This window comes from Cryobacterium aureum, from assembly GCF_002954245.1.
GTDB classification, from domain to species: domain Bacteria; phylum Actinomycetota; class Actinomycetes; order Actinomycetales; family Microbacteriaceae; genus Cryobacterium; species Cryobacterium aureum.
In genome coordinates this window covers 188,406-200,989 of sequence record NZ_PPTG01000029.1, presented here as the reverse complement: position 1 = coordinate 200,989, position 12,584 = coordinate 188,406, and the positions used below count along the sequence as shown (strand labels likewise).

The following is a 12,584-nucleotide window of genomic DNA, read 5'->3' as shown; positions in this document are numbered from 1 at the left end:
ATTGTCTGCAACAGGAGGATCCACCGCATGAGACGCCCCACACGCCGCCGCCTTCCCGTTGTTGGAATGGCCGTCGCGGCCTGCGCCGCACTCGCCCTGGGCGCGATGGTTCCGGCGGTGCCCACGGCATCCGCTGCCATCGTCGCGGCACCGGTGACCGCATCGGGGACCGACCCGTACTTCGACCTGGCACCGCTGGGAACGTACGAGACCGGCACCTTTGACAAGTCCGCCGCCGAGATCGTGACCTACCACGCCACCAGTAAGCGACTCTTCGTGGTCAACGCAGCCCAGGGCGCCGTGGACGTGCTGAGCATCGCCGACCCGACGACCCCGGTCAAGCAGTTCTCCCTCAGTGTCGCGGGGACCGCCATCGACGGCGGCACCTCGCTCATTCCCACCGGTTCCACCGCCAACTCGGTCGCCGTGCGCGCCGACGGTCTCGGCGCAATCGCGATCGAATCTCCCACCAAGACGGATGCCGGCTGGCTCGTCTTCTTCAACGCCAACGAACTCGCGGAAAGCGCGATTCTCGGTGCGGTCACTGTCGGCGCCTTGCCCGACATGGTGAGCATCTCGGCCAACGGCAAGTATGCGGTCTCGGCGAACGAGGGCGAACCCAACGACCCGGGCGCAGCGGTTCCTTTCACGATTGACCCCCAAGGCTCCATCAGCGTCGTCACGCTGCCTCTCGACGAAATCGCCCTGCCGACGATCGTCGCTACCGCCGACTTTCACGACTTCGAGGCCGGCGGCTCCAAGACGCTCGGCTCCGATGTCCGCATCTTCGGACCGACCCCCGAAGCGGACTTTCCGGTCTCCCGCAACCTCGAGCCCGAGTATGTCGCGATCGACCCGAACAGCCTTACCGCCTACGTAGCCCTGCAGGAGGCCAACGCGGTCGCTGTGGTCAACCTCGCAGCTGCCGAGGTCACCGAAGTGCGATCGCTCGGTTTTCAGGACCACGGCCTCGCGGGCCACGGCATCGACGCCTCGGACAAGGACTTGGCCGTCAACATTCAGACCTACCCGGGCCTCAAGGGCATGTACATGCCCGACGGCATGAACGCGTACAGGGCAGGGTCCGGCGAGACCTACCTGGTCACCGCCAACGAGGGTGACGCCCGCGAGTGGGGCAGCTACGTCGAGGGTGATCATGCCAAGAACCTCACGATCTGCGCCGACAGCCCGCTGTTCGGCCTCAACACCGATGCCGCCCTGGGCCGCCTAAATGTGACCAAGGAAAACGGTTACAACACTGCAAACAGCTGCTACGACGAGCTCTACGCTTTTGGCTCCCGCTCGTTCTCGATCTGGGACACCGACGGCGCCCAGACCTTCGACTCGGGTGAAGACTTCGAGCGCATCACCTCCGCGGCCAACCCGGCGTACTTCAACTCCAACCACAGCGAGTCGAACCTCGAGGGCCGCAGCGACGACAAGGGCCCGGAGCCGGAGAACCTCGCCATCGGCGCTATCGACGGCCGCACCTACGCCTTCATCGGCCTGGAACGTGTTGGTGGCATCATGGCCTACGACATCACCGACCCGACCGACGCGAAGTTCGTGACCTACCTCAACAACCGCAACTTCGCGGTCTCGATGGAAGCCTCCGTCGACGCCGGTACAGGCGCCGCCGACCTGCCTTCGGCCGGCGACCTCGGCCCCGAGGGCGTCACGTTCATCTCGGCCACCGACTCGCCGACCGGTGAGCCGATGCTCGCCGTCGGGAACGAGGTCTCCGGAACCACCACGATCTTCTCGATCAACACCATCCCCACCGAAATTCAGGTGCTCGGCATCAACGACTTTCACGGTCGCCTCGAAGCCAACGCCAGAAACCAGGAGGCCGGCGCGGCCGTTCTGGCCGGAGCCGTTGCCCAGCTGAAATCGGAAAACCCGAACACCCTGTTCGTCTCGGCCGGCGACAACATCGGCGCCTCCACCTTCACGTCATTCTCGCAGCAGGACGAACCGACGATCAAGGCGCTCCTCGCGGCGGGGCTGGACGCATCCGTTGTGGGAAACCACGAGTTTGATGCGGGCTGGGACGACCTCAGCGGCCGGGTTCGGTCATCGTTCGGCGACCCGCGCTACGCGCTCGGTGCCAACGTCTACCTGACGGGCACGAAAACTCCCGCCCTGCAGGAATACTGGGTGAAGAAAATCGACGGCGTGAACGTCGGCTTCATCGGCACCGTCACCGCAGCTACCGCCTCGCTGGTCTCCCCGGCCGGTATTGCCGAGATTGAGTTCGGCGACCAGCTCGAGGCCGCCAACCGGGTGGCCGCGCAGCTGCAGGACGGCAACACGACCAACGGCGAAGCCGATGTCATCGTGTTGCTCACCCACGAGGGTGGCGTCGGCACCGACTGCGCCGCGATCGGTGACGCTGACACCCTCTATGGCGACCTGATCCGCGGCGCATCAGCCAGTATCGATGCGATCCTCTCCGGCCACACCCACGCCACCTACAACTGCTCCTACCCGGTCGATGGCTGGGCAGACGGGCTCAATCGCCCGGTCCTGCAAAGCGGCCAGTACGGCATGAACCTCGATCAGCTGAAAATCGCGGTTGACCCGGCGTCCAAAGAGGTCGTCTCGATGACCAGCGCCCTGGTGGACCTGCACAATGGAACGACCGGCCTCTACCCGGCCGACACCGCCGTGGCGCAAATCGTGACGGATGCCGCCGCACAGGCTGACATTGTCGGATCCGCCCCGGTCGGTGCCATCAGCGCCGACATCAAACGTGCTTACAACGGTGTGGCAGAGGACCGCGGGTCGGAATCGAGCCTCGGTAACCTCGTGGCCGACATTCAGCTCTGGGCAACCTCGAACGCGGGCTTCGGCGGTGAACCGGCCGAGATCGCATTCATGAACCCCGGCGGCGTGCGCACCGACCTGGTCTACGGCGAAGATGGCAAGGTGACCTATAAAGAGGTCGCCACGGTGCAGCCCTTCGCCAACACCCTCGTCACGATGGACCTCACCGGTACCCAGCTTCGCGCGGTGCTCGAACAGCAGTGGCAGTCCAGCCGCGCCAAGCTGCACCTCGGTGTTTCGGAGGGGTTCAGCTACCGCTATGAGCCCGACGCAGCGTTGGGCGAGCACATCGTCGGCATGTCGCTGAACGGTGTGGCCATCGCCCCGACCGACGTGTTCCGCGTGGCGGTGAACTCGTTCCTGGCCTCTGGCGGCGATCAATTCACGACCTTCGCCGCCGGAACCAGCGCCGCGGACACCGGCCAGGCTGACCTCGCCGCGACCGTCGGGTACTTCGAGGAGCACGCGCTCGTCATGCCGGCACCGCTCGGCCGCGCAGTACTGGCCGGCACCGACTGGGCCAGCATCGATGTGGGTGACGCCGTCTTCACCCCGGGCGAGCGGGTCACCGTCACGGTCTCCGGGCTGAACCCCGGCCAGGAGGTCACCGGCACGCTCTACTCCACGCCGGTGAACCTCGGCACCTTCGCGGCCAACGCTGCCGGAGTCGCGACGTTCTCCGCGGTGATCCCGGCCAACACGCCGGTCGGAGCGCACACGCTCGTGATCAGCTCGATCGGCCTCGAGCCGATCAGTAGTGCGGTCACCGTCGTCGCAGCAGCCAGCACGAGCGCACTGGGCGCCATCCCGGCACTCGGCGCCTCGCTGGCCCCGGCTGGCCTCGCCGCGCTGCTCCTGCTGCTCGGTTCCGGACTCGTTCTGGTCCGTCGTAAGCGCCAGGCCCTGCAGGCGTAAGTCTCACTGAGCGGATGCCCCGGTGCTCGCGCCGGGCATCCGTTTGACTGGGCGGTCATGCGACGCGGCTGATCGCCGGGCGCAATCCGAACGCGAAAGCGGGAAAAGTGTCGCTTCGCACTGGCTGAAGCAACACTTTTCCCGCTCTCGCGGAGGCGGAGGCGGAGGCGGAGGGGGAGTGGGGCGACTAGAGCGGCGCTAGTGGCTCGAACGGGCGCGGCGGCTCCAGCGGGTCGGATTCGGTGGGTTTGGCCACCTTGCTCACCGCCCGGTCGAGGGCGGCGCGTACCACGACCACGCCCGGGCGCTGCGCGCTCGAGCGGCGCGCGGCCGAGAACAGGGTGCGGTGCGGGGTGCCCGGCAGGTCGTGCAGTTGCACGGCCGGCATGCGCCCGGCCCAGACCAGGTCGGGAAGGATGCCCACCGCATTGCCTGATTCAATCAAGCGGATGTGCGCGATCAGGTCGGCGGTCTCGAACCGCACGTCGGGTTCGAACCCGGCTGAGCGGCACAGCTGCGTGGCCCACTGCCGGGACGCCGTACCCACCGGCTCCATCACCCAGGGCAGGCCGGCGGTCTCTTCGAGGGTTGCCGCGCTGACCCGCCCTGCGCCGTCCTGGGCACTCTCCGCGGGCGGTACCGCGAGCCGCAGCGCATCGGTCGCGAGGTTGACTCGGTCAAGGTCGGGCCAGTGCGCGCGAGTGTGGCCGGGATATTGCTCGGCCAGCACGAGGTCGAAGTCCCGTGCGGCCACCTCGAACAGACCGCGCTCGGGTTCACGTTCGGTCACTTCGACCCGGAGCGCCGGGTACTCCTCGGCCAGAAAGGTGAGTGCCCGCGGAATCACGGCGAGGGCCGCCGACTGGAACACGGCCACCCGCACGGTGCCAGAAACCGTCGTGGTGCTGGCCCGCAGGTCGGCCTCTGCGAGTTCGAGCCGCTCCAGCAGGTGGGTGGTGTGCTCGACCAGTATCTCGGCCTGCGGGGTGAGTTGCACGCGCCGGCCGACCTTCTTCAGCAGCACGACGCCGGCCTCTTTTTCGAGGAGCGCGAGTTGTTGTGACACCGCAGAAGGACTGTAGGCGAGGGCCTCGGCGACCCCGGCGAGGGTGCCACGAATCTTTAGCTCGCGCAGCAGCCGCAACCGTCTGACATCCAGCATCCGCTGCCCCCTACACCCATTGCCCCACCCGAAACCAAATCATTAGAAATTGTAACGAATATCATGCATAAACAATTGCTTTTGCTAAATATAGGCTGGCCCCAGACTTGAACCACCAGAGCAACCCATCCGCGAACGAAAGACTAGTCTCGTGACCATGACCAACGCCTCCATCCGCCCCGCCAACGAGGATTTCAGTACGGAGGTCGTCGCGCTCGTTAAGAAATGGCTCGACGAAAGCGCCACCATCCCAGCGGATGCCGCGGCCGAGCGGCTCGCCGGCGTGCTGAAGGATCCGAACGGCCTGGACTTCACGGTGGGCTTCGTCGACGGTGTCATGCGCCCCGAAGATAAGATGGTAGCCGGCTACAGCCTGCAGAAAGTCGCTAAGAAGGCGCCCGGTTTTCTGCCGCCGCATATGCGCGCGGCCATCGGGCTCGGCGGAATCCTGGGCCCCGTGCTGCCCTGGGTCGTCATTCCCGCCGCCCGCACCGTGCTTCGCCAGATGGTCGGTCACCTCGTCGTGGACGCGACCCCCGACAAGCTCGGCCCCGCGCTCGTGCACCTGAAAGAGGGCGGTAACCGCCTCAACATCAACCTGCTCGGTGAGTCCGTGCTCGGTGAGAAGGAAGCGCTCGAACGCCTCGAGGGCACCAAGCGCATCCTCGAACGCCCAGACGTCGATTACGTCTCGATCAAGGTGTCCTCGATCGCCAGTCAGCTGTCGATGTGGGCCTTCGATGAGACCGTTGCCCGCGTGATCGAGCGGCTGACGCCGCTGTTCGAGCTCGCTGCGGCATCCGCTACCCCGAAGTTCATCAACCTCGACATGGAGGAGTACCGCGACCTCGACCTCACCATCGCGGTGTTCGAGGGGTTGCTCGACCAGCCGCAACTCGCCCAGCTCGAGGCCGGAATCGTGCTGCAGGCCTACCTGCCCGACGCCCTGAGCGCCATCCAAGGACTCACCCGCTGGGCCCAGAACCGGCGCGCCGCTGGCGGAGCGCCGATCAAGGTGCGCCTGGTCAAAGGAGCCAACCTCGCCATGGAGCACGTCGACGCTGCCCTGCACGACTGGCCACTCGCCACCTTTTCGAGCAAACAGGACAGCGACACCAACTACAAGCGCGTGCTCAACTGGGCGCTTACCCCGCAGAACACCGACGCCGTCAAGCTCGGCATCGCCGGCCACAACCTGTTCGACGTGGCCTGGGCGCACCTGCTCAGCGTCGCCCGCGGCGTGGACGACCGGGTCGAGTTCGAGATGCTGCTCGGCATGGCGACCGGCCAGGCCCAAGCCGTGCGCAAGGACGTCGGGCAACTGCTGCTCTACACGCCCGTTGTCGACCCGTCCCAGTTCGACGTGGCCATCAGCTACCTCATTCGCCGTCTCGAAGAGAACGCGAGCTCGGAAAACTTCATGTCGGCCGTGTTCGAGCTGACCAGTAACCCCGAGCTGTTCAACCGCGAAAAGGCCCGCTTCCAGGCCTCCCTCGACGCGCTCGACGACCGGGTACCCACGCCCAACCGCGTGCAGGACCGCTCCAGCAGCTACGACCTTGATCGGCTTGCCGCCGCCCACACGGATGCCCGCAGCACGGGCATCGAGACCGCTTCCGACGCCGACCCGCAACTGACCAGTGCGCTGCTCGGCATCACCCGCGGCTCGGTTCCCCTGCACTCGACCTTCCACAACGAACCCGACACCGACCCCTCGCTGCCCGCCAACCGCGCCTGGGGCCGACGGATTTTGGCCCGGGCTGACGCATCCGTTCTCGGTACCGAGACGATTGAGGCCGCCGCCGTTCCCGACGAGGCCGCACTCAACCTGATCATCGACGGTGTGCTCGAGGCCGGAGCCGCCTGGGGCCAGAAGACCGGCGCCGAACGCGCCGCCGTGCTGCACCGTGCCGGGCTGGCGCTCGCCGCCAACCGCGATCGCCTGATCGAGGTCATGGCGAGCGAGTGCGGAAAGACCATCACAGAGGGCGATGCCGAGGTGAGCGAGGCCGTGGACTTCGCCCACTACTACGCCGAGCGGGCGAAGGACCTCGACCGAGTGCAGGGCGCGATCTTCGTGCCGTCCAAGCTCATCGTGGTCACCCCGCCGTGGAACTTCCCGACCGCTATCCCGGCCGGCGGCATGCTCGCCGCCCTCGCCTCCGGTGCCGGCGTCGTCGTCAAGCCCGCCACCGTCGCCCAGCGCACCGGCGCGGTCGTCGTCGAAGCCCTCTGGGAAGCCGGCATCCCGCGCGAGCTGCTCGCGCTGGTCAACCTGCCGCACCGTGACCTCGGAGCCAAGCTCATCGCGCACCCCGCGGTGAACCGCGTCATTCTCACCGGCGGCTACGAGACGGCCGAGCTGTTCCGTTCGTTCCGGCACGACCTGCCGCTGCTCGCCGAAACGAGCGGTAAGAACGCCATCATCGTCACCCCGTCGGCCGACTTCGACCTGGCCGCCGCCGACGTCGTGAAGAGCGCTTTCGGTCACGCCGGCCAGAAGTGCTCGGCCGCGAGCCTAGTGATCCTGGTCGGATCGGTCGCCAAATCGGAGCGCTTCCTCGGCCAGTTGGTCGACGCCGCGACCTCGATCAAGATCGGCCCGGCGAGCGACCCGGTGACCCAGATGGGTCCGATCATGATGCCGGCCGACGGCAAACTGTTGCACGCCCTCACCACCCTCGGCGCCGAAGAGCAGTGGTTGGTCGAGCCGAAGCAGCTCGATGAGACCGGCAAGCTGTGGTCACCGGGAATTCGCACCGGTGTCGCTCCCGGATCGTACTTTCACCTCACCGAGTTCTTCGGACCGGTGCTCGGCGTGATGCACGCGCGCAACCTGGAAGAAGCCATCCGCTTTCAGAACGCGGTCGACTATGGCCTGACCACCGGACTGCACTCGCTCGACGCCGATGAACTGGCACTCTGGGTTGACACGATCGAAGCCGGCAACCTCTACGTAAACCGCGGCATCACCGGCGCCATCGTGCAGCGCCAGCCGTTCGGCGGCTGGAAGCGTTCAGCCGTGGGCGCCGGCACCAAGGCCGGCGGACCGAACTACCTCTACGGCCTCGGCAGCTGGGTCAACGAACCGGGCCGCAACAGCTCGACCCTGCACCTGCGCGGCCTCGAGCAGCGGGTCACCGACATCATCGAAGCCAGCCAGCCGTTCCTCGACTACGCCGACTTCGACGTGCTGCGTCGTTCGGCAGTGAGCGATGCCCTCGCCTGGCGCGAGGAATTCAACGTCGTGCGCGACGCGACCGGTCTCGGAGTGGAGCGCAACCTGTTCCGCTACCGCGCGCTGCCGGTCACGGTACGCCTGTCCGAGAGCGGAACGCTCGCGCAGCTGCTGCGCGTGATCGCCGCCGCGACACTGTCGACGTCACGCTACGACGTGTCGAGCAGCGTTCCGGTGCCGCCAGCCGTGCGCAATATCCTCGCCCAGCGTGAGATCCCGGTGGTCGTCGAAACCGACGAGGAATGGCTGGGCCGCGCCCGTTCAGGCGGAATCACGGCCAGCCGGGTGCGCCTCATCGGCAGCGACCCAGTGCTGGGAGCGCGGGTGGAGGCATCCGCGTTGGCCGAAGCGGTCAACGGCAGCCCAGACCTCGCGGTGTACTCAAACGCGGTCACCCAGGCCGGCCGCATCGAGGTGCTGCCGTTTATGCGGGAACAGGCCATCTCGATTACCGCGCACCGGTTCGGCAACCCGAGCACACTCTCCGAGGGCGTGATCTAAACCGAATCAGCGGTCAGATCTGCGGAGATTTCGTCCTATCGCCCCTAGCTGCTGGATTTCGGGCGGTCGCCAGCGCAATCTCCGCAGTTTTGCACGGCCCCCCCGAGCGCTCACAGGTCGCATGCGGTTTGCATACAGTTTCATGGGGCAAACTTATAGGGGACGTATGATTACCGCTGTCCACAATTCGACAGGGGTTCACGCTTGAACGGAAACGCGACGACGACGCATCGAAACGTCGCTTTGTTGTCGGTAGCCAGCCTGATGGCGCCCCTCATCACGACGTCCGAAGAAATCGACCGACGCCTGAAGCCCGTTTTGACGCGCCTCAAACTGCCCACCGGGTTGCTGCAGCGCGTGGCTGGTGTTTACGAGCGACGCAACTGGGGCCCGAACGAGACCTTTGACGACGCCGCGGTCAAGGCAGGCAAGATCGCGTTGCACGAAGCCGGCATCAAGCCGAGCGACGTGGGCCTGCTCATCAACACCTCGGTCACTCGTAAGCACCTCGAACCCTCGGTGGCCGTGCGTATCCACCACGGACTCGGCCTGCCGTCGTCGGCGATCAACTTCGACATCGCCAACGCCTGCCTCGGCTTCGTCAACGGTATGACGCTCGCCGCGCAGCTCATCGACAGCGGGCAGGTCAAGTACGCCGTGATCATCGACGGCGAAGACGCCGACGAGATCCAGGCCAACACCATCGACCGCCTGGGCCGCCCGGGTATCAAGCGCAAAGACTTCATGAGTGAGTTCGCGAGCCTCACCCTCGGTTCCGGCGCCGCCGCTGCCGTGCTCGGCCCAGCGGATGCCCACCCCGCCGGACACCGCATCCTTGGCGGGGTCACCCGCGCGGCCACCCAGTTCAACGGACTCTGCGTCGGCAGCGTCGACGGCATGTTCACCGACGCCAAGGCGCTGCTCAAGGGCGGCATGGAACTGGTCGTCTCGGCCTGGACCGAAGCCAAACGCGACTGGAGCTGGTCGGACATGGACCGCTACATCGTGCACCAGGTTTCGGACGTGCACACCAACGCCATCGTGAAGGCCACCGGCATGGATAAAACCAAGGTGCCGTTGACCTATCCAACGCTCGGCAACGTTGGCCCGGCGTCGATTCCGATTACGCTCTCGCAGGAGACGTCGAAGCTCGAGCCGGGCAACCGGGTGCTGCTCATGGGCGTCGGCTCCGGGCTCAACACCGCCATGATGGAACTCGTCTGGTGATGGTGGGCCCCCGTCGCCTGCCCGTCGCTACCTCGGTCCCGGCCGCATTGCCGCCGACGGGCCTGTCAGGGCTGGACGCAGGGTGGTCACGGCTCATTGACGTCGAGGAGAACGGTACTGCGGGCGGCGTGACCCACGGCTGGCACCTGCTCGACAACGGGCCGCAGCTTGATGCGCTCGGAGTGATTCCGGTCGGAACGATTCTGTGCGTGCACGGCAACCCGACCTGGTCGTATCTCTGGCGCAGGTTGTTGTCTGAAGCAAGGGATGCAGCACAGTCGGGTGCGCCCGCCTGGCGTGTGATCGCTGTGGACCAGCTCGACATGGGCTTCTCGGCGCGAACTGGAGTGTTCCGCCCGCTCGCCCGCCGGGTGCAAGACCTCGGCGACCTCACCGACGCCCTCGAACTGGCCGGCCCGGTGATCACATTCGGTCACGATTGGGGCGGCGTCGTCTCGCTCGGTTGGGCCGTCGACCACCCCGAACTGCTGACCGGCATCATGCTGCTCAACACCGCGGTGCACCAGAGCGTCAGCGACAAGATTCCGGGGCCGTTGCGGCTCGCGCTCGGGCGCGGCATTCTCGGACCGGCGACCGTGGCCACGCCGGCCTTTCTCGCCACGACGCTGGCGCTGGCACATCCGCCACTGTCGACCGAGGTCAAGCGCGGCTACCACGCTCCGTACCTGACGAGCGACCGCCGTGGCGGAATTGGCGGCTTCGTCGCCGACATCCCGGTGGCGCTCACGCACGAGAGTCGTCCGGAACTCGACCGCATCGCCGAGACCGTGCGGTCGCTCGCGGTGCCGACGCTGCTGCTCTGGGGCCCCCGGGATCCGATTTTCAGCGACCGCTACCTCGACGACCTGGTCGAACGGATGCCGCACGCCCACGTTCACCGGTTCGAGGGCGCGGGGCACCTGATCGCCGAAGACGCGGACTACGCCGCCACCGCGCTGCTCTGGTTGGGCGATGCCGTTGCGGACAGCGAGTCTGCTGCGAGCGAGACCGCCACAGAGGGACCGACGGCCGCGTGGCAAGCCGTGGGGACGCATCCGCTTTGGCACTACCTAGACACTCTCAAGGACTCCGACGAGACCGCCCTCGTCGACATGCAGCCGGCCCCGCGCACGGTCAGCTGGCGGCTACTCTCTCGGCGCGTGCGCCAGATCGCGGCCGGTCTCGTGCACATTGGCGTGGGGCCCGGCGACCGCGTTTCCCTCCTCGTGCCGCCGAGCGCCGACCTCACCGCGGTGCTCTACGCCTGCGTGCGCATCGGCGCGATCGTCGTCGTAGCGGATGCCGGCCTCGGCCTGGCCGGCCTCACCCGCGCCGTGCGCGGTGCCCGCCCCGACTTCGTGATCGGAGCAGCTCCCGGCCTGATGGCCGCCCGCGCGCTCGGCTGGCCCGGACGTAAGATCTCGGTCGCCCGCTTTCCGGCGCCGATGGCCCGGCTGCTCGGCATCGAGCACACCCTCGCCGAGCTGATCGATCTGGGTCAGGCGCGGCTCGCAGCTGGCGACGAACTCCCGGTCGAGCCGGTGCCCGCCGACCCGGCCGCCGTGCTGTTCACCTCCGGGTCGACCGGCCCGGCCAAGGGTGTCGTCTACACGCACGGCCAGCTCTCCGCTGTGAGCCGCGCCCTCTTTCTGCAGTACGGCGTCGGCGTCGGCACCGGCCTCGTCGCCGGATTCGCTCCGTTCGCGCTGCTCGGTCCGGCCCTCGGTGCTCGGTCGGTCACCCCCGACATGGACGTGACGGCGCCCAAGACCCTCACCGCCACCGCGGTCGCGGCCGCCGTCGCCGCGATTGACGCGACCGTCGTCTTTCTTTCGCCCGCCGCCCTGGTGAATGTCGTCGCGACCGCCGACGCGCTCACCCCCGCCGATCACGCCGCGCTCGCTGGCGTGCAGCGCTTTCTCTCAGCCGGCGCCCCCATCTCGGAGAGCCTGCTCGCGGAGGCCGCCCACCTCATGCCGGGGGCAACCGCGCACACGCCATACGGCATGACCGAGGGCCTGCTCATGGCCGACATCACGCTCGGGGGGATTCGCGCCGCCGCGGAGTCGCTGAGTGACACCGCGAACCCCGCCGGGGGAGTCTGCGTCGGCGGGTCGACCGCGACCACTCGCATCCGGATCAGCGCGCTCGACGCGAGTGGGGCATCCGTTGGCGACCTGTCGGAGGAACCCGACGTGACCGGCGAGATCGTCGTGTCGGCGCCGCATGTCAAGGATCACTACGACCGGCTCTGGCTCACCGAGCGTGCCTCGCGCCGCAGCGCAGTGGCGGGCGAACGGTGGCATCGCACCGGCGACGTCGGTCACCTCGACAGTGCAGGCCGCCTTTGGGTGGAGGGGCGAATGCCGCACATCATCGTGACGGCCGCCGGCGTCACCACCCCGGTCGGGCCGGAGCAGCGCATCGAAAACCTGCCCGACGTTTTTCGCGCGGCCTTCGTCGGTGTCGGCCCACTCGGCACCCAACAGCAGGTCGCCGTGATCGAAACGGTACCGCCGGCCCGCCGGGTGCACCGAGCTGCAGAGCCCCTCGCTGCCGCAGTGCGCGCGGCCGTGGGCTCACCGGTCGCCGCCGTGCTCGTCGTTTCCGGTCTGCCGACCGACATTCGGCACAACTCCAAGATCGACCGCAGCCGGCTCTCGCGCTGGGCGACCGGCATCCTCGCGGGTGGTCGCTGGACTAAGCCATGAGGGG

At 67.4% G+C, this 12,584-nt stretch carries 5 protein-coding genes; 4 read left to right on the top strand and 1 reads right to left on the bottom strand.

The genetic code is table 11. The features are described from left to right. Positions 1-27 precede the first annotated feature (27 nt). Positions 28-3,741, top strand: coding sequence for a choice-of-anchor I family protein (locus tag CJ028_RS12120; protein ID WP_240607227.1), 3,714 nt, complete (start codon positions 28-30; stop codon positions 3,739-3,741). 187 nt (positions 3,742-3,928) lie between these two features. Here CJ028_RS12120 and CJ028_RS12115 read toward each other — a convergent pair whose 3' ends face one another. Further along, positions 3,929-4,903: a LysR family transcriptional regulator gene (locus CJ028_RS12115; protein WP_105035487.1), complete on the bottom strand. Its 975-nt coding sequence runs from the start codon at positions 4,901-4,903 to the stop codon at positions 3,929-3,931. A gap of 157 nt (positions 4,904-5,060) precedes the next feature. Between CJ028_RS12115 and CJ028_RS12110 the strand changes: the two genes are divergently transcribed. The 3 genes from CJ028_RS12110 (at position 5,061) to CJ028_RS12100 (ending at position 12,580) form a co-directional block, all read left to right on the top strand. Further along, positions 5,061-8,642: a proline dehydrogenase family protein gene (locus CJ028_RS12110; RefSeq protein WP_105035658.1), complete on the top strand. Its 3,582-nt coding sequence runs from the start codon at positions 5,061-5,063 to the stop codon at positions 8,640-8,642. A gap of 204 nt (positions 8,643-8,846) precedes the next feature. Then, positions 8,847-9,869, top strand: coding sequence for a 3-oxoacyl-ACP synthase III (locus tag CJ028_RS12105; RefSeq protein ID WP_105035486.1), 1,023 nt, complete (start codon positions 8,847-8,849; stop codon positions 9,867-9,869). Further along, positions 9,869-12,580: an alpha/beta fold hydrolase gene (locus tag CJ028_RS12100; protein WP_105035485.1), complete on the top strand. Its 2,712-nt coding sequence runs from the start codon at positions 9,869-9,871 to the stop codon at positions 12,578-12,580. Before CJ028_RS12105 ends, CJ028_RS12100 begins: the two co-directional genes overlap by 1 nt. Positions 12,581-12,584 lie beyond the last annotated feature (4 nt).

What these genes read in the sequence shown, in the direction of transcription:
- CJ028_RS12115 (WP_105035487.1), bottom strand. Translation starts at nt 4,903, where the DNA reads ATGCTGGATGTCAGACGGTTGCGGCTGCTGCGCGAGCTAAAGATTCGT.
- CJ028_RS12120 (WP_240607227.1), top strand. Translation starts at nt 28, where the DNA reads ATGAGACGCCCCACACGCCGCCGCCTTCCCGTTGTTGGAATGGCCGTC.
- CJ028_RS12100 (WP_105035485.1), top strand. Translation starts at nt 9,869, where the DNA reads ATGGTGGGCCCCCGTCGCCTGCCCGTCGCTACCTCGGTCCCGGCCGCA.
- CJ028_RS12110 (WP_105035658.1), top strand. Translation starts at nt 5,061, where the DNA reads ATGACCAACGCCTCCATCCGCCCCGCCAACGAGGATTTCAGTACGGAG.